The sequence below is a fragment of the Synechococcus sp. H55.8 genome (assembly GCF_047462375.1).
GTDB lineage: Bacteria > Cyanobacteriota > Cyanobacteriia > Thermostichales > Thermostichaceae > Thermostichus.
The window spans coordinates 53,683-71,496 of the sequence record NZ_JANSJC010000015.1; the positions used below are offsets into that span (position 1 = coordinate 53,683).

17 protein-coding genes are annotated in these 17,814 nt (G+C 60.3%); 11 read left to right on the forward strand and 6 right to left on the reverse strand.

Going from position 1 to position 17,814, the window contains the following annotated elements; genetic code table 11:
• Window positions 1-43: 43 nt before the first annotated feature.
• Window positions 44-520, reverse strand: coding sequence for an ABC transporter permease subunit (locus NW862_RS08010; RefSeq protein WP_414335424.1), 477 nt, complete (start codon window positions 518-520; stop codon window positions 44-46).
• Window positions 521-693: 173 nt separating this feature from the next.
• Here NW862_RS08010 and NW862_RS08015 point away from each other — a divergent pair, with 173 nt between their 5' ends.
• On the forward strand, window positions 694-816 hold the full coding sequence (locus NW862_RS08015; protein ID WP_414427084.1) for a hypothetical protein: 123 nt from the start codon (window positions 694-696) through the stop codon (window positions 814-816).
• Between the two features lie 15 nt (window positions 817-831).
• Here NW862_RS08015 and NW862_RS08020 read toward each other — a convergent pair whose 3' ends face one another.
• Entirely contained in the window at window positions 832-1,266 is a 435-nt protein-coding gene (locus NW862_RS08020) for a hypothetical protein (RefSeq protein WP_414335422.1), read from the reverse strand.
• Window positions 1,267-1,500: 234 nt separating this feature from the next.
• A complete protein-coding gene (locus NW862_RS08025; RefSeq protein ID WP_414347067.1) occupies window positions 1,501-1,968 on the reverse strand; it encodes a hypothetical protein in 468 nt (155 codons plus the stop codon).
• A gap of 309 nt (window positions 1,969-2,277) precedes the next feature.
• Here NW862_RS08025 and NW862_RS08030 point away from each other — a divergent pair, with 309 nt between their 5' ends.
• The 5 genes from NW862_RS08030 (at window position 2,278) to NW862_RS08050 (ending at window position 6,983) form a co-directional block, all read left to right on the forward strand.
• The gene (locus NW862_RS08030; protein ID WP_414335419.1) at window positions 2,278-2,769 is read left to right on the forward strand and encodes a Tic20 family protein; all 492 of its coding nucleotides are present in this window, start codon (window positions 2,278-2,280) and stop codon (window positions 2,767-2,769) included.
• A 93-nt stretch (window positions 2,770-2,862) separates the two neighbouring features.
• Window positions 2,863-3,384: a cyclic pyranopterin monophosphate synthase MoaC gene (gene moaC, locus NW862_RS08035; protein WP_414427085.1), complete on the forward strand. Its 522-nt coding sequence runs from the start codon at window positions 2,863-2,865 to the stop codon at window positions 3,382-3,384.
• A 1-nt stretch (window position 3,385) separates the two neighbouring features.
• On the forward strand, window positions 3,386-5,218 hold the full coding sequence (locus NW862_RS08040) for a hypothetical protein (RefSeq protein WP_414335415.1): 1,833 nt from the start codon (window positions 3,386-3,388) through the stop codon (window positions 5,216-5,218).
• A complete protein-coding gene (locus NW862_RS08045) occupies window positions 5,212-6,207 on the forward strand; it encodes an alpha-E domain-containing protein (protein ID WP_414335413.1) in 996 nt (331 codons plus the stop codon). Before NW862_RS08040 ends, NW862_RS08045 begins: the two co-directional genes overlap by 7 nt.
• Window positions 6,208-6,431: 224 nt before the next feature.
• A complete protein-coding gene (locus NW862_RS08050) occupies window positions 6,432-6,983 on the forward strand; it encodes a gamma carbonic anhydrase family protein (protein WP_414347985.1) in 552 nt (183 codons plus the stop codon).
• Window positions 6,984-6,992: 9 nt separating this feature from the next.
• Here NW862_RS08050 and NW862_RS08055 read toward each other — a convergent pair whose 3' ends face one another.
• Window positions 6,993-8,453: a circularly permuted type 2 ATP-grasp protein gene (locus tag NW862_RS08055; protein WP_414335409.1), complete on the reverse strand. Its 1,461-nt coding sequence runs from the start codon at window positions 8,451-8,453 to the stop codon at window positions 6,993-6,995.
• A 199-nt stretch (window positions 8,454-8,652) separates the two neighbouring features.
• On the opposite strand from NW862_RS08055, the gene NW862_RS08060 reads away from it, so the two are divergent.
• From NW862_RS08060 to cobN, 3 genes are all read left to right on the forward strand, one after another.
• On the forward strand, window positions 8,653-9,417 hold the full coding sequence (locus NW862_RS08060) for a gamma-glutamyl-gamma-aminobutyrate hydrolase family protein (RefSeq protein WP_414335407.1): 765 nt from the start codon (window positions 8,653-8,655) through the stop codon (window positions 9,415-9,417).
• A gap of 101 nt (window positions 9,418-9,518) precedes the next feature.
• Complete coding sequence (locus NW862_RS08065) at window positions 9,519-10,706, forward strand: SBBP repeat-containing protein (protein WP_414341542.1); 1,188 nt, start codon at window positions 9,519-9,521, stop codon at window positions 10,704-10,706.
• Between the two features lie 311 nt (window positions 10,707-11,017).
• Window positions 11,018-13,228 carry a cobaltochelatase subunit CobN gene (cobN, locus tag NW862_RS08070; RefSeq protein WP_414427086.1) on the forward strand — a complete coding sequence of 737 codons (2,211 nt, stop codon included), beginning with the start codon at window positions 11,018-11,020 and terminating at the stop codon, window positions 13,226-13,228.
• Between the two features lie 148 nt (window positions 13,229-13,376).
• On the opposite strand, the gene NW862_RS08075 is transcribed toward cobN, so the two are convergent.
• Window positions 13,377-13,697, reverse strand: coding sequence for an RNA recognition motif domain-containing protein (locus NW862_RS08075; RefSeq protein ID WP_414335402.1), 321 nt, complete (start codon window positions 13,695-13,697; stop codon window positions 13,377-13,379).
• A 265-nt stretch (window positions 13,698-13,962) separates the two neighbouring features.
• Entirely contained in the window at window positions 13,963-16,701 is a 2,739-nt protein-coding gene (locus NW862_RS08080; protein ID WP_414335400.1) for a valine--tRNA ligase, read from the reverse strand.
• A gap of 466 nt (window positions 16,702-17,167) precedes the next feature.
• On the opposite strand from NW862_RS08080, the gene NW862_RS08085 reads away from it, so the two are divergent.
• Both NW862_RS08085 and NW862_RS08090 read left to right on the forward strand, forming a co-directional pair.
• Window positions 17,168-17,422 carry a hypothetical protein gene (locus NW862_RS08085; RefSeq protein ID WP_414335398.1) on the forward strand — a complete coding sequence of 85 codons (255 nt, stop codon included), beginning with the start codon at window positions 17,168-17,170 and terminating at the stop codon, window positions 17,420-17,422.
• Window positions 17,401-17,670 carry a hypothetical protein gene (locus tag NW862_RS08090; RefSeq protein WP_414427087.1) on the forward strand — a complete coding sequence of 90 codons (270 nt, stop codon included), beginning with the start codon at window positions 17,401-17,403 and terminating at the stop codon, window positions 17,668-17,670. The genes NW862_RS08085 and NW862_RS08090 overlap by 22 nt, the downstream gene beginning before the upstream one ends.
• Window positions 17,671-17,814: the final 144 nt, after the last annotated feature.

Sequence of the window (17,814 nt, forward strand, 5' to 3'; positions counted from 1 at the left end):
TCTTAATTGAGCCGGTTGACCAGAGACTCCCCGAGCCGGGTCTCTAGCCTTGTTCAAATGGCTGTCCCAGGGCTGCCGGCGGAGTGGCTCGCGCCGCCTGCTGAATCCAGCGCCGCAGCCGAGGTGGGATCCCGCGCAGACCGTACTCCCACCATTCCCCGGAGGTGAACACCAACACCAAAATCATCAACACAAAGGGAGCCACCGTAAAAACTTGGGCGGGCACGGCGCGGATGGTGGTCTGGGCAACCCCGGCAAAGGACTGCAAAATGCCGAACAGGTAGGCCCCCAAGGCCACCCGTAAGGGGTTCCAGCCGCCGAAGATGACGATGGCCAAAGCAATCCAGCCGTAACCTGCTGTGTGTCGGTGGCTCCAGCCGGCCTTGAAATCCAGCGAAAAAGCGGCTCCTGCCAAGCCCAGCAGGGATCCTCCCACGAGGGTGTAGACATAGCGCCAGAAAATGACATCGGTGCCACGGGCAAAGGCTGCTGCCGGCTGTTCTCCCATGGCCCGCAGCATCAGGCCAGGCCGGGTGCGATAAAAAAAGAACCAAGTTCCCCCAATCAGCGCATAGCTGGCATACAGCAGCAGATCCCTTCGGAACAGAAGTGGCCCCAGCAGCGGCAGCCCAAAAGCCCAACACCAGGCTTCCCGTCAGCTTGGCCACGGCGAACCCAACCATGGCAGCCAGCATGATCGTCCCCTCTGCGGAGAGATTGATCACCCCTGCTCGCTCGGTGATGGTTTCTCCTACACTGGCGAAGACCAACGGTGTGGCGGTGGCAATGGCAGTAGAGAGAATGGCGACCAGTTGAGCAGCGTTCATTGCCTCACCCCAACACCCAAAGCATCCAGACCACCCCTAAGGTGACAGCGCCAAACAGGGCATAGCTGATCTGGCGCAGCGGCTTCAGTTGCATGGCATGCAAAGCTTTGAGCCAGTCCAGCCCCAAAGATTCCACAAAGCGATCCAACACCACTTGCATGGGGTAGGCGTAAACCGATCCCTGCTCCTTGAAGTTCACCAACACGATCAGCAGCGTGGCGTAGCCCCAGAGACCGCCCCAGAGCACAGCGCTCAACCCGATTAAAATTGGCTCGAGCATCGACCGAAAAACATGGATTGAGCCCGCTTGGGATGCCTGCCCATTGCCGACCGCCTGCTCTTCCACCTCGATGGCTCGGCTTTCACGCACCCATCGAGTCCTAAGGTGGTGCAGAAAATCTCCCCGGCTGTTCGCGATGCGGGCGCGTTGCCGCACCACCTTAGCTTTTTCTTGGTCTTTCAGAGCCTTTTTGTTTGCAGCTCAAGGACTTGTAAACTACCCAACTCCGACCGCTAGGCGGTAGGGAGCGGGGCTCCTGCGGCTTTTAGCTAAAGGTGGCGGGTATCTGGAGCTCCTCCCCCCGCTGCTCAGGAGAAACAAGCTGGTCAACCCAACATCTACCAGCGGCAGCGCCTCAACCGTGGGGTCAGCCACCCGTAGGGAGATAAACCGCTAGAACACTTGGCCACGGTAAACCCGCTGCAGAGCCGGGGTGACCGAATAGCGATCGATATCGGCCAGGCTCAACTTCAAGCGCAATGTATTGAGCAGTCTCCAGTAGGGAGGCACAAAAGCTTTTTCAGTGAGAAGTTGGCCGGCAGGAGAGGGATCCCCGCAGCGGGCAACCGTCTCCACAGGGCAGCCGCGGTAGCGGACCGGACGAGCTTCAAGACGAGCCGAGCGCAGATCCCGTCCAGGCTCCACCGTCAAGCCGCGAAACTGGATTGCCCCTGGACGAGAAGCTTGCCGGTAGCACAGGTAACGGGCCCAAAGCTGGGCCAGCCCCTCCGGCAAAGCTTCGGGCCGAACATGGTAGCGCTCCGGCAACAGGCGGTCGTTGAAAAAGCCGATGAGACCAGACCAAGCTTGCCAGAGGAAAGCTCCCACAAGGCGGGCAACAGGAAAGGAGGAAATCTTCATGGTCGAAGCCGAAAAAAGACTTAAAGAACCCAAAAGACCGGTGATGGAGAAAGGAATTGCCAGCGATTATACCAGCCCGGATGAAGGAGGATGCTCACCGTGAACACTTGCCCACTCAATAATTATTTGTTCTGCTCACTCGAAAGCTGAGGCCGGCTTGCGGTCGAGCGTGTTGAGTCGCCAAAATCCATCGACTACAATAGGCCCAAAGCTCGGGTGTCGCTTTCTTCTTCCCATCTAGGGATTCCGAGAGCGCACCGACCGGCAAACTTGCTTCAATGGCCACTGCACTAAGGGGATCGACGGATTATGACCTGGCGCGGCAACATCACTCCCATCGATCGGCTCTGGGGATCCCTTCCCTACCTTTTGCCGTTGGTATCGGCTCTGCCCTTCGGCTTTGTGCCCTCTGGTTTGTTTCAATCTCTGCCAGGTTTGATCCCCATTTTTAGTCCGCTGCTGCGTTTGCTGCCTCTGGCCACGGGCTGGCTGGGCATGGGGCTGTTTTTTGCCCTACTCTTTTTCGTAATCCGCAACGGCCGCGTCGCCCATTTTGTTCGCTTCAACACGATGCAGGCGCTGCTGCTCAACATTGCCCTGTTTTTGGTGCAAGTGTTGATGCAGGTGTTCGCTATGCTCTTTGGCAGCCTTGGTTTGGCAGCGCTTGTTAGCATTTTGGCCACCACTGCCCTGCTTGGGGTAATCGCTGTCACCCTTTATGCTTGGGTGCAGAACGTGCGCGGTCACTATGCCGAGGTGCCGGTGCTCTCCGATGCCGCCTATGCTTGGATTCGCTACTAACAGTTCTCAAGTTGAGGGCTTGGTTGCTGATTTGACGACTTCACTGGAGCCTGAGCCGGCTGTTGCAGCTTTCAAGGATTGCAGGAGGCTGGGGTGCCGTCGGATTTGACCTCTGATGTTGGCCCAACCCTCACCCACCTGGACGCTTCCGGTCGGGTACAGAGGGTGGAAGTGGGACACAAGCCCCTGGCTGCCCGTTTGGCCACTGCCCAAGGGCAGGTACGCATGTCAGAAAGGACTTTAGAGGCCATTTTGGCCGGTCAAGGGCCCAAAGGGAATGTGGTGGAAGCGGCTCGGCTGGCCGGGATCATGGCCGCCAAGTGCACTGCCGATCTGATCCCGCTGTGTCATCCTCTCCCCTTGACCAGCATCACCGTGGATCTGGATCCGGATCCCCACCTGCCCGGCTTTCTGATCACCGCTACGGCAAAAACCACAGCTCAGACCGGAGTGGAGATGGAGGCTTTGACGGCGGTTGCAGTGGCTGCCCTCACCCTGTACGACATGGCCAAGGCCTTGGAAAAGGCGATGGTGATCGAGAATATCCGCCTGTTGTGCAAGTATGGGGGAAGTTCCGGGCCTTCTGGGTTCGATCAGAATAGCCCGTCCCAGTGAGATGTTGAAGAGGTTGCACCAACCGGGAGGGCTTATCGGGATCGCGCTGCTGGCCGGGGTGCTGGCACTGCTCTGGCCAATGCTGCAGCGGGGCTACCCCATCACCCATTCCACCCACTTCAATCTCAATTGGGCCTTCCAGTATCAGCGCCAGTTTTTCGGCGGGCAGTTTTACCCCCGCTGGCTGGAGTATTCCAACTTTGGCTATGGCAACCCCACCTTTGCCTTCTATCCGCCCCTGTGTATGGTGGCCACTTTGCCCTTTCGAGCCCTGGGGCTGGACATGCTCGGCTCTTTGGTGGCCAGCATGGGCCTAGCGATGGCGGTCTTGGGGCTGGGGCTGTACCTTCTGCTGCGGCAGGTGCTTCCTTGGGCTTTGGCGCTGGTCTTGGCCCTGCTGAGCATGGCCGGCCCCTATTGGCTGGTGGATATCTACCAACGGGGAGCCATAGGGGAAGTGTGGGCCATTGCCGTCTCCCCCTGGATTTTCTGGGCCTCGCTGCAGACGATCTGCCGGTTGCAGGCCCTTTGGCCGGTTGCGGCTTTGGCCCTGAGCTATGGCCTGCTGGCGCTGTCCCACCTGCCCACCTTGCTGGTGTTTACCCTGATTTGGCTGCCTCTGCCTTGGGTGTTGGGGGGAAGGGATCCCTTCTGGCCCAGGGTGGGGCGCTGCTACCTGGGGTTTGGGCTGGGGCTGGGGTGGACGGCGTTTTATCTGCTGCCAGCCTTTTGGGATCAGCGGCATGTCCAGGTGGATTTTGTCAACTTTACCGAGGAGTATACGCCCCACCATCGCCTGATGGTGAGCGGGCTCATGCAGCTGCAGCCGCGCTGGACAGAGCACTGGTTTGAGAGCAACCTGGTGGGGTACTGGGTTTGGATGGCGGCGGTTCTGGGAGGGGTTGGGATCCTGGTTTTTTGGCTGGCCCGCCGGTCGGGGAGGAGTTTCTCCTGCCAGGAAAGTGGTGCTGCCGAATCTCTTGCCAGAGCCACCCTGCTCTACAGCCTGGGAGCCAGCCTGGTGGCGCTGCTGATGATGACGGATCTGCTGGCTTGGCTCTACGAGTGGGTTTTGCCCCTGCGGCGGATTCAGTTCTCCTGGCGCTGGATGGCGGTAACGGCGGTAACCGTGCCTTGGCTAGTGGGATCTCTAGCTGGGTGGGGATGGGGGCACAAGCGCTGGCGGCTCCCTTTGCTGGTGGGGCTCGGCCTGGCCATGGCAGTCCAAACCTGGCAGGGCTTGCAACTGGTGTCCAAAGCCGGCTTTGATCCGCCGCTTGTCCAAACTTTTCAAGAACTCGCTGCAGCCAAGCAGTTCCCCAACGAGCCCCAAGAGCGGCCGGGCATTGCTTTCTTGCACATGCACTGGCGCTTTCCCGATGGGCTGGCGCTGGTGGATGCGCTGGAATACCGGCCCCGCCAGGCGACGCTGCCCATGCCGCCCCCACAGGTGGATCCGCTGCTGCAGTGGCAAGGCGAGGTAGAGGATCCGGCGGCGCGGCTCCAGGTGGAAGAGTGGCGCTACGGCTACCGTCGCTTTCGGGCGCTTAACCCCACCGGTCAGGAGCAAGCTGTAGTCTTGCGCACGTTTTACTACCCCGCCTGGCGGGTACAAATTGATGGACGGTTCAGAGCTGCTGAATACAACGGGCCAGGGCTGTTGCAAGTGCGGATCCCGCCGGGGGAGCACCGCGTGGAGGTGCGCTACTTGGGCACGGCGGCGGACTGGCTGGGCTGGATCCTGACCGGCGTGGCAGGAGTGCTGCTGGTGGAGCTGCGGCGGCTGCTCCGTCTGTTGGGGTTGAGGACAACAGAGGAGGCAACACCATGTTGAGTCGCGTGGCCGATTCCATCTACTGGCTCAACCGCTACGTGGAGCGGGCCGAGAACATTGCCCGTTTTATCGATGTCAACCTAAACCTCATCCTCGACTCACCTAGTGGCACAGCTCAGCAATGGGATCCCATCATCTCCACCACTGGGGATCAGGAGCTGTTTTACCAGCGCTACGGCCAGGCGACCCAGGAAACGGTGATCCAGTTTCTGGCTTTTGATAGGGATTATCCCAACTCGATTTTTTCCTGCTTGCGGCTGGCACGGGAAAATGCCCGCTCTGTGCGGGAGATCATTTCTTCGGAAATGTGGGAGCGGGTGAATCGCTTCTACTTAATGGTGAAGGAAGCTGCTCAACAGTGGCCGCATCTGAGCCAGCTCCACGATTTCTTCACGGAAGTCAAGCTGGCCAGCCATCTCTTTGCTGGGGTGATGGATGCCACCATGACCCACGGGGAGGGGTGGCACTTTGGACAAATCGGCCGCCTTTTGGAACGGGCCGACAAAACGGCTCGCATTCTGGATGTTAAGTATTTTATTTTGCTGCCTTCTGTACAGGATGTGGGCACGCCCCTGGATGAATTGCAGTGGATTGCTCTCCTAAAGTCGGCCAGCGCTTATGAAATGTATCGAAAATACAGCCGCCAACACCGCATTAACCCTAGAGAGGTGGCCTCTTTCCTGATTTTGGATCGGCAATTTCCCCGCTCCATTCAGTTTTGTCTCATTCACGCCGATCGCTCCCTACACCAGATTACTGGAACCCCTGCTGATACTTGGCGGGATCCCAGTGAGCGGGCTTTGGGACGGCTGCGCTCTGAGCTGGATTATCTCACCATTGACGATATTATGGAGCAGGGCTTACACGAATTTCTCGACAAGTTGCAATTGCAAATGAATTACGTTGGCGATTGCATCTACGAAAGTTTCTTTGCCATTCGCCCTTTGCAGACGGCTGACCCCCCTCTGCTCCTGCAGCGCCAAGCTTAGCCGAAACCCCTCACCCCCAGCCCCTCTCCCAGAGGGATGACCCTCACCCCCAGCCCCTCTCCCAAAGAGATAGCCCTCACCCCCGGCCCCTCTCCCAAAGGGAGAGGGGGGTTAATCTCTTTCACGGCTGTTGTATGCTTGCATCTGGTCAGCTGCCGGGGCAAAGGCGGTGCAGAGCACTGGGGAAGCCGGGAATTGCCGCACCGTTACTGGCGGTAGGATTGATGGAAGTTGTTGCTGGTTGGAGAGTGGGGTTGGAGCAGCAGCCGCGAGGGATCGACCAGGCAGCCTTTGTGGCCGCCAATGCCACGCTGATTGGTGATGTGCAGCTCTCGGAAGGGGTGAGCATCTGGTACGGGGCCATTTTGCGAGGGGATCTGTCGCCGATTGTGATTGGCCGCCGCAGCAACATTCAAGACGGGGCGATCCTGCACGGGGATCCGGAGCAGCCGACCTGCATCGGCGAGGAGGTCACCGTCGGCCATCGGGCCGTCATCCACAGCGCCCACATCGAGGCGGGATCCCTGGTGGGGATTGGGGCCGTCATCCTCAACAGAGTCACCATCGGGGCGGGCAGCATGGTCGGGGCTGGAGCGGTGGTCACCCGCTCGCTGCCGCCCCGCTCTTTGGCAGTCGGGATCCCGGCCAAGGTCATCCGCACCCTGACAGACCAAGAGGTGGAGCAGTTGCGCCGCCACGCCGAGCACTATGTGGATTTGGCGCTGCAACACGCCCGTCGTTTCGCCAGATGGCCGGGCCCTGCTGCTCCGGCCTAAGCCTACCCTTCAGCAGCGGGGATCCCCGCAGAGCACCCAGGTATCTTTGCTGCCGCCCCCTTGGGAGGAGTTGACCACTAGGGATCCCTTTTTGAGGGCCACGCGGGTTAGGCCGCCGGGATGAACGTAGATCTCTTTGCCGTAGAGAATGTAGGGCCGCAGATCCACATGGCAGGGCTCCAGCCTCAGCCCCTCTCCCCAATCCACGAGGGTGGGCACGCGGGAAAGACACACAACGGGCTGGGCGATGTAGTTGCGGGGCTGGGCGCGGATTTTCTCGGCAAAAGCGGCCCGCTCCTCCGGTGTGGCCCGCGGTCCCATCAGCATGCCGTAGCCGCCCGACTCATTGGCCGCCTTCACCACCAACTTGTCCAGGTTCTCCAGCACATAAGCTTGATCCTTGGGATCCCAACACAAGTAGGTGGGCACATTGGGCAAAATCGCTTCTTCTCCCAGGTAGTAGCGGATCATCTGGGGCACATAGGCGTAGATGACCTTATCGTCTGCCACTCCTGTCCCCAAGGCATTGGCAATTGCCAGCCGACCCGAGCGATAGACCTCAAACAGGCCGGGTACCCCCAAGAGGGAATCGGGGCGAAAGACCAGCGGATCGATGAAGTCATCGTCGATGCGGCGGTAGATTACATCCACCCGTTGCAGGCCCTTGGTGGTGCGCATCTGCAAATAGCCATCGGCCACCACCAAATCCCGTCCTTCCACCAGCTCCACCCCCATCTGCTGGGCCAGAAAAGAATGCTCGAAGTAGGCGGAGTTGTAGATGCCGGGGGTGAGCACCACCACTGTCGGGTTGGCCAGGTGCGGCGGCGTCAGATTGAGGAGGGTATCCAACAAGTGGCTGGGGTAGTCGTCCACCGGGCGGATCCCCATCGTGTTAAACAGCGAGGGAAAGGTGCTTTTCATCACCCGCCGGTTTTCCAGCACATAGGAAATGCCCGAGGGGCAGCGCAGGTTGTCTTCCAGCACGTACCAAGTCCCGTCCCGATCCCGCACCAGGTCGGTGCCGGTGACGTGGCACCAAATTCTCCCCGGCGGGTTGAGCCCAATACAAGGCCGCAGGAATCCTTTGGCCGTCTCGACCAGCTCAGCAGGGATCACCCCATCCTTGAGGATCTTCTGGTCGTGATAGACGTCGTCGATAAACAGGTTCAGGGCATGGATGCGCTGCTTCAGGCCCTGCTCCAGCCGCTGCCACTCAGAGGCTGAGACGATGCGGGGAATGATGTCGAAGGGGAAAATCCGCTCCGTGCCCTGGCTGTCGCCATAGACGTTGAAGGTTACCCCCATCTGAAAGAGGGCTGCCTGGGCCGCCGCTTGCCGCTGCTGCAGCTCTCCTTCTCCCAGCGAATGCAGGCGCTCAATCAGCGGGATCGCCTCAGGGCGAGGCCGACCGCGCCCCACAAACAGCTCATCGTAAAAACCTTCACCTGGGTCATAAGTATCAAAACGCACGTCGGGATCCCTCGAACCCTACCCTGTTTTACTGTGGGCGGCTCTGGATTTGCCTAGTGTGCTTCCGGCTACTTTTACGGTTATCGTGGTGGAAGTTAGGACAGGGGGTATACCGGTTGCCCCCAGTCAGCCAGAGTTGTCAAGGTTTATGGTGGCGAGCGGTACTTTCTCAGCTTTGTTGTCAATGTAGTGTAGAGGAATGAACCGGACACCCTCTTTTGTAAATCGGCCCCTCATCGGCGTTACTACCCCCAGCCGCAACGGCCAGGGAGATTTTGTGGCGCCGGGCCGCTATGTGGATGCCCTTCGCGCTGCTGGCGGGATCCCCGTTCTTTTTCCCCCAGGCGAAAGTGAGCCACAAGCGCTGCTGGCTGCGGTAGATGGGCTGGTGTTGACAGGAGGCGGCGACCTTTGCCCCAGCACCTACGGAGAGGATCCCCAACATCCCCAGGTGCGTCACGTCAGCGCCGAGCGGGATCGCTTTGAGATGGCCTTGGCGGCAGCCGCGCTGGCGCAAGGGATCCCGGTCTTGGGCATTTGTCGAGGGATGCAGTTGCTGAACGTGGTCAGCGGCGGCAAGCTGATCCCCCATGTGCCCGACGTGTACGACGAGCTGGATCATTTCAACCCCGCCGATCGCAAGCCCGTTCGCCACAGCGTCAGCCTCATCCGCTCCACCCGCCTGCAGCAAATTGTCGGCGTCGACGCAATCTCCGTAGTCTCTTGGCACCACCAGGCTGTTTGGGGGGTGCCGGCGGGCTGGCGTTTGGCTGCCTGTTCTCCCGACGAGCTCATCGAGGCCATCGAGCACGAAACCCATCCCTGGGCTATTGCCGTGCAGTGGCACCCCGAGTTCACCTTTGAAGAGGCTGAGCATTTTCGCCTGTTTCAGGCCTTTGTGCAGGCAGCGCTGCAGTTTTCGCCGCGCCTGGCCAGCCCTGAAGCAATGCCTCAGGTTGCCTAGGGATCCTGTGCTGCTGCTGGAGAAGAGGCGGGGGCTTATCCCTCGCGATAGCCGGGGAGAGCCCTTGCTATGCTTTGCCCAGTGCCCCCAAAAGAGGGCCTATGAGCAGGAGACAGGCACTGGCTAGAGCAGTTCTGGGTGTCTTAGCTTTTTTCGGTTTAGGTTTTGGCTGTAGTCCCAGCCCTTGGCTGCGTCAGTTTGGCACCCCTTCCTCTGACGAGGCTCGCGCCATCGCAATTGATGGAAAGGGAAATATTTGGGTGGCGGGGGTAACGGAGGGAAGCTTTTTGGGCCAAAGCTCGGCAGGGGGTGGCGATGGTTTCTTGCGCAAGTACAATGCCTGGGGCCGAGAGCTCTGGACACGGCAGTTGGGCACCCCTGCTTTAGACGAAGTTGTGGCGGTGGCAGTGGACAGGAGAGGGAACACCTGGGTGGCAGGAGTGACCTACGGCGCTTTCCCTGGCTACAGCAATGCCGGCGCAAAAGACATCTTCCTGCGTAAGCACGATCCCCAGGGTCGGGAGCTCTGGACGCAGCAGTTGGGCGGTGCTGAGCCTGACCAGGTCACTGCCATTGCCGTGGATGGCAAGGGCAATGTCTGGGTAACCGGGAATAGCGGAGGCAAGAGCTTTGTGCGCCAATACAACGCTGACGGCAAACCGCTCTGGGTCCGCGAGCTAGGGGCCCAGGTCACTGCCCTGGCCGCCGATGGGGCAGGAAATCTCTGGATAGCCGGATTCGTCCGCGACCGCACAAGGGCTGGCGGCTTTGTCGGCCAGTATGATCCCAGCGGCAACCAGGTTTGGCTGCGCCAGTTTTCCAACAAAGGGGGCGACGGCACTCTTGCCATCGCTGTGGGAGAGGAGGGAAATGTTTGGGTGGCGGGCTATACCCAAGAGGCTCCTGCTGGCCAGGCCTTGCTCCAGGGGTACAGTGTCTTTGTGCGGCAGTATGATCCCTACGGCAACGAGCTCTGGAGCCGCCAATGGGACGGCGCGCAAGGGGAGCGCCCTCTGGCCATTGCCGTGGATAGGCTCGGAAGGGTCTGGGTGGCAGGATCCACCCAGGGGATCCCTGCAAGTCGCAGCGATGCCTTTGTCCGCCTCTACGATACCAACGGCGGCGAGCTCTGGCGCCACCAGTTCGGCAGCGCCGACTTCGACTGGATCCAGGCCATGGCGCTAGACCAAGAGGGCACCCTCGGGGTGGTAGGTGTAACCTGGGGATCCCTCGCCGGAGAGCCCCATGCTGGTCTGAAAGATGTCTTTGTGCTCAAGTACGGCCGTTAGATTGACACCCCCACCGCCTCAAGGCGTAGGGTTCTCACGTAGTTCAAACAGGCGCTGTCAAGACGCCTCTAGACAGTCCCCTCAGGAAAAGCCCTGCTCGCGTCAGCAGGACGGCGTCCTCTCGCGTCTCGGACGCCTGCACCAGTCGGGTTTTTCACCGTGATTAGGTGCTGGCCTGGGAACGGTACGCCTTTTCGGCAAGTATACCCTTGGCAATTACGAGCTTTTCCGCTCCCCACGCAAGTGCGGGGCTACCAAGCTATCCTTCTGTGTAGTCTCAAGGAGATGGCGGGGCGCCTGGCGCTGGCTCTATGCACCGGATAGCTGCTTTGCCGGGGGGATGGGATCCTTCCCAAGGTGGGGTCATTTTCCTGGAGCAGGATCCTGCGCCCATCGTTGTCCTGTCGGCAGCCGACACGGATCTGACAGCCTTGAGCGCAGCCATGCGCTTGGTGCCGGCTGATTTCCCGGCGGTGCGGGCGGCTAACCTCTTGCAGTTGCAACAGCCTCTCAGCATCGACGACTACGCCGAGAAGGTGTTGCGGCAAGCTCAGGTGGTGCTCCTGCGCCTGTTGGGGGGAAGGGCCTACTGGAGCTATGGTCTGGAGGTGGCCAAAGAGGTAGCGGCAGCAGCGGGAGCCACCCTGATTGTGATCCCTGGGGATGACCGCCCCGATTGGGATTTGGTTAGCCACTCCACCGTGCCCCTGACAGTGGCAGACCGGGTGTGGCAGTACTGGCTGGAAGGAGGGGCAGCCAATGTGGCGGCTTGCTTGAAATTCTTGGCCAGGGAGTTTCTGGGACAGGAGTACGCCGTGCCAGAGCCGCAGGTGCTGCCCCGGCTGGGGATCTACCATCCCCCCCTATCCCCCCTCAGGGATCCCCAGGCCCCCAAGGTAGGGATCCTGCTCTACCGGGCCCATGTTTTGGCGGGGAATACGCAGCCAATAGATGCCCTGGCCAACGCCCTGCAGGAGCGGGGGTTGCAGCCGCTGTGTCTGTACACCTATGGCCTGCAGGAACCGGACTTGCCGCAGGCCATCCGGGAGCACTTCGGCGGCCAAATTGAACTTTTGTTGAACACCACCAGCTTTTCCCTGGCCCGCCTGGAGAGCGAGCAGCCCGATGTCCGCCTCTGGCAGGAGCTGGATGTGCCGGTTGTGCAGGTGGTCTTGAGCAGTGGGTCGCGGGAGCGCTGGGAGAACTCCACTCGGGGCTTGGGGGCGCGGGATCTGGCCATGAACGTGGTGCTGCCGGAGGTGGACGGCCGCATCCTCAGCCGCGCCATCTCGTTCAAGACGGTTCAACAGTGGGATCCCCGCCTGCAGACGGAGATCATGGCCTATGAGGCTGTGCCGGATCGGGTGGCGTTTGTGGCCGAGCTGGCGGCCAACTGGGTAAAGCTGCGGCGCACTCCTGCCAACCAGCGCCGTCTAGCCTTGATTTTGGCCAACTACCCCAGCCGGGATGGACGGCTGGCCAATGGGGTAGGGTTGGATACACCGGCAAGCTGCGTCGAGATCCTCAAGGCCCTGGCGGAAGCCGACTACCGCGCCTGTCCACTGCCCCAGAGCGGAGATGAGCTCATCCGCTGGCTAACCCAGGGCCAAACCTATGATCCGCTGGGATCCCTACGCCCGGCGCGGCAGGTGCTGCCGGCTGCCCTCTACCGGGAGTGGTTTGCCCAGTTGCCTGCCGCTGTCCAAGAGGATCTGGTGCAGCAGTGGGGGGATCCGCCCGCCCACGACATCCCCATTGTCGGCCTGCAGTTGGAGCATGTTTTTGTCGGCATCCAGCCGCCGCGGGGCTACGACCAGGATCCCTCTTTGAACTACCACGCCCCAGATTTGGTACCGCCCCATGAGTACCTGGCCTTTTACCTGTGGCTGCGGCAAGTGTTTGGCGTGCAGGCAGTGGTGCATGTGGGCAAGCACGGCAACCTAGAGTGGCTGCCTGGCAAGGGATCCGCCCTTTCAGCCACCTGCTACCCAGAAATAGCCTTGGGGCCTCTGCCCCACTTCTACCCCTTCATCGTCAACGATCCTGGCGAGGGATCCCAGGCCAAGCGGCGGGCTCAGGCTGTCATCCTCGACCACCTCACCCCGCCCTTAACCCGTGCCGAGCTCTACGGGCCCTTGGCGGAACTGGAGCGGCTGATGGACGAGTACTACGAGGCCCAGCAGATGGATCCTGGGCGCTGCCCGCTGATCCGCGCCCAGATCCAGGAGCTTGCCTGCCGAGAGCACCTCGACTTGCAGTTCAACCTGGATAAGGAAGAAGACTGGGGCCGCCTCGATGGCTACCTCTGCGAGCTCAAGGAATCCCAGATCCGAGATGGACTGCACATCTTTGGCCGCACCCCCACTGGCGAGCAACTGGTGGATCTCCTGTCGGCCCTGGCCCGCTACCCGGGCTCTGGCCAGTTGGGCCTTACGCAGGCCATCGCCCGCGACTGGGGTTGGGACTGGGATCCCCTAGCTGCCGACCTGACGGATCCCTGGCTGGACAAACCGCCGGCCTAAAAGTCGCTACCGAATTGCAAGGGAAAGCTCGCCGCCTCAATCCCTAGCCCCCCTCTCCCTCAGGGAGAGGGGACGGGGGTGAGGGACGCTCTGGGAGAGGGGCCGGGGGTGAGGGGCAAACTCAAACCGAGAAGCCTCAGCAGGCGTTTTAATAGCGAGATTGGAAGTTGCGCCGCCGCTCGCCGCCGTTGGCGTTACCAGAGCGGAAGCCTGAGGTGGGGCGTTCTTCCCGCGGGCGAGCCTTGTTGACCTTGAGGTCGCGGCCCATCCATTCTGCGCCATCCAGAGCGGCAATAGCAGCCTGCTCTTCGGCCTCAGAACTCATTTCCACAAACCCAAAACCGCGGATGCGGCCAGTCTCCCGGTCGGTGGGGATCTGCACCCGCTTCACAGAACCGTACTCGGCAAAAACAGCGGTCAAATCCGCTTCTGTCACCTTAAAGGAAAGGTTGCCTACATAAATCGACATCGACGATCTCCGAAAGAGAGAGGAACAAAGGGCGAGATATTCGGAGAGCCGTCTGCCAATACAAAACGTGAAAACCCGTCAAGACCAGAAGAACCGAACGCTACAACCGACATTTATCTCGAACTAATTTTCATCATAACACAGAGATGGGGGATGGTCACTCCCCTTGCACAAAAATAGCAAAATAGCCGGTGCTATTGAGCTCGAGGCTACGCAAGTCGGCTGCCCAGGTCAAGAGCCCCAAAGGAGAGCGCTCCCCGTTGCCCTAGCCCAACTTTTCCAGGCGGGCTTGCAAGAGCTGCATCTGGGCCTCCAGCTCCGCCAGTTGCTCGCGGCTAGCCTGCACCACTTCCGGGTTGGCCCGACTGAGGAAACTGGGGTTCTCCAGGCGGGCGCGGATCCCTTGAGCCTCTTTTTCCAGCTTGGCCAGATCTTTTTGCACTTTAGCCCGCAGCGCCTCCACATCCACCAGCCCCGCCAAGGGCACCAGCACCTGCACCGTGCCCACTACGGCAGCCGCCACCTGCTTGGGCTCCGTGGCCAGGGATCCCGTAATTTCTAGGGACTCGGCCTTGGCCAGATCGCGGATGTAGGCTTGAGCGGCGGTGAGGATCCGCTGCTCGTCGGGATCCTCGGTAACCAGCAGAGCCGTGATGGTTTGATGGGGCTTAAGGCCAGCCTCTGCCCGCAGGTTGCGCAAGCTGCTGATGGTCTGGATCACCAGGCCGAACTCCCGCTCCAGTTGAGGGTCAACCCAGTTAGGGTCAGGGGCGGGATAGGGCTGGACGGAGATGGAGGTGGCTTGGTTGGCCTGGGTGAGGAGCTGCCAGACTTCTTCGGTGACGTGGGGCATCCAGGGGTGCAGCAGCCGGAGGATGGTCTCCAGCACAGTGGCCAACACCTGCTGTGCCGTGCGCTTGGAGGTCGGGTCTTCTCCCCGCAGCCGCGGCTTGGCCAGCTCGATGTACCAGTCGCAGAAGTCATCCCAAATCAGGGAATACAAGAGCCGCGCCCCCTCGCCCAGGCCGTAGGCTTCCAGCTCTTCGATAACCTGGGTGGCCGCGGAGTGCAGTCGCGACAGGATCCAGCGATCGGCCAGCTCCAGCGCTGCGGGGGCAGGGGATCCCAGTTGGGCGGGGGTCTGCCCCTCCAGGTTCAGGAGCACAAAGCGGGAGGCGTTCCAGATCTTGTTGGCGAAGTTGCGGGCTGCTTCCACGCTGGCGCTCTCGCCGGTCTTGCGGTCGTAGGCCAGGCGGATATCCTGCCCTGCCCCCACCACTTCTTTAACCAGAGCGTAGCGCAGGGCGTCGGTGCCGTATTTGTCCAAAAGCTCGATGGGATCGATGCCGTTGCCCTTGGACTTGGACATTTTCGCCCCCTGCTCGTCCCGCACCAGGCCGTTGATGTAGACATCCTTGAAGGGGATCTGGCCGGTAAACTGCACTCCCATCATGGCCATGCGGGCCACCCAGAAAAAGATGATGTCGAAGCCTGTGGACATGAGGGAATTGGGGTAGTAGCGCTTGAAGTCCTCTGTCTCTTCCGGCCAGCCCAGCGTGGAAAAAGGCCACAGAGCGGAGCTAAACCAGGTGTCCAACACATCGGGATCCCGCTCCAGCCGCTCGAGGGCCGGGCCAAACTTCTCCCGTGCCTTAGCCCAGGCCTCTTCGGCATTGCGGGCCACCACAAAAGCCTGGGGATCCTCAGGGATCTGACCGTCGATGACCGGATACCAGGCCGGGATCTGGTGCCCCCACCACAGTTGCCGCGAGATGCACCAGGGGCGCAGCTTCTCCAGCCAGCCGGTGTAAACCTTGGTCCAGCGCTCCGGAATAAAGCGGGGGTTGTGGTGTTCCCGCTCCTCCTGCAAGCAGCGGGCCCCCATCCCCGAGACATCGCAAAACCATTGAATGGAGAGCAGCGGCTCGATGGGCACGCCCCCGCGGTCGCTGTAGGGCACGCTGTGGGTGTACTCTTCCACCTTCTCCAGCAGACCGTGCTCGGCAAACCACTGCACCACCTTCTCGCGGGCGACAAAGCGATCCAGACCGGTGAAGGGATCCCCGTTCTCGTTGAGGGTGCCGTCCTTGTTGAGAATGTTGATCAAGGGCAACTGGTGGCGACGGCCCATCTCAAAGTCGTTGGGATCGTGGGCTGGGGTAACTTTGACACAGCCGGAGCCAAAGGAGGGATCCACGTACTCGTCGGCGATGATGGGGATAAGGCGATCCTTGATGGGCAGCCGCACAAACTGGCCAATGAGATGGCGGTAGCGCTCGTCTTGCGGGTGGACCGCCACGGCTGTATCCCCCAGCATCGTCTCGGGGCGGGTGGTGGCCACCACCAGGTACTGGTTGGGATCCGCGGCCAAGGGATAGCGGAAATGCCAGAGGTGACCCTTGACCTCTTTGTTGTCCACCTCAATGTCGGAGACTGCCGACTGGGTGGCCGGACACCAGTTGACCAAATACTCGCCCCGGTAAATTAGCCCTGCTTCGTAGAGGCGGACAAAGGCTTCCGTAACTGCCCGGCTCAGCCCCTCATCGAGAGTAAAGCGATCCCGCGTCCAGTCCAGCGACAGGCCCAGGCGCCGCAGTTGGCTTTTGATGGTGCCCTGGGATTGCTCCTTCCAGGCCCAGGCCCGCTCCAGAAAAGCCTCGCGGCCCAGGTCAAAGCGGCTCTTGCCCTCCTGGCGCAGTTGGTTTTCCAGGATGGTGTGCACGGCAATGCTGGCATGATCCGTGCCGGGCAGCCAGAGGACGTTGTAGCCGCGCATGCGCTTGTAGCGCACCACCACATCCGGCAGGGTAAAGGCAAAGGCATGGCCCATGTGCAGGCTGCCGGTGACGTTGGGCGGGGGCAGCACCATGCTGAAGGCTTCTCCCGGCGCCTTGGGATCCGCTACGTAGAACCCCTTTTCCTCCCAAAAGCGCTGCCACTTCGGCTCGGTCTCAAAGGGGTTGTACTGGCTGGGCAGATGGGCGAGGGCAGGTGCAGCAGTCATGGGGAGAATAGGCCAACGGTTGAGAAGGATGAATCACTTTATAGAGTAGCAGTCTAACCCCTTGCCCTTTGGGGATGGGTAAGGCTGATCCCGATCACCCAGCAGAAAGGCGCTTTGGGCTAAGGTACTGCTATCCTCAGCGTTCAGATGCGGCTCTATGTACAGATCATTGGCGGCAACGGCCCTGATGGTTCTAATGGCTTTATCCGGTAGGATCCCTGCCTTCGCGCAACAAGAGTGGTGGAAACACTCAAAAGACGACATCCTGCTTTGTTATGGGCAGCCCGTCGATCCAGCCTCTCTACTGGGTTTTGAGGCTTGCTTGAGTGCCCGCAGCCACCCTGATGAAAAATCCCGGCTGGTAGGACTGTATTTTGTTCCGTACAGCGATTACGCCTTTTGCTTCGCAGGTACAGAGAAGCTCAATAGCTTAGAGTGGACTCTTGTGGGTCGAAGTGGAGAGTTCGTGTTTGGCCTAGATCGCCCTCTGGCCCCTTCTGAACTAGAAGGGGAGACCCCTTGGATTATCCAGCGAAAAGCCCGCATTCTCGATATGGAGGGGGATCCTGCCGCCGGTTTCAGCCAACTGGTGGTTTACGACGAAACCGAGTTGAATCTGAAGGGGTTTGCCATAGTGATTGCGCCGCCAGGGTACTTTGGGGATTCCATTTTGCCAGAAGTGTTTTTGGAGCGGCCCGAATGCCAGGCAATTTTAAATTGAGGGCCTTACACATACCGGGCGAGTTCAAAGAATCGCTACTGCTTCAGGACAGTGGGCAGGTCCTTCCCTGTTGGCAGATGCCCATAGAGCCAAGCGAAAAGCAAAGACAAACTGATGAATCGCTTGCCCATCTGCAGGAACTCAAAGGGGAGTTGTCGACACTCATTGAAAAGTGTCAACAAAAGTTTTCTGAGCAAGAGAAAAGTTCTTCTTGCACCATCTTTCAACAACAACTCGATAACCCATGACAAGAGAACCCCTTGCACCATTTTCTGCTAATGCTTGGCAGCCCTTGTGTCCAAGGAGCGGGGAGCGAGGGATCCCGGTTCAACTGATTACCCTGAAGAGCCTGCTGTTCCCTCGAGCTTTGGCACAACTGGATGCGGACAGCA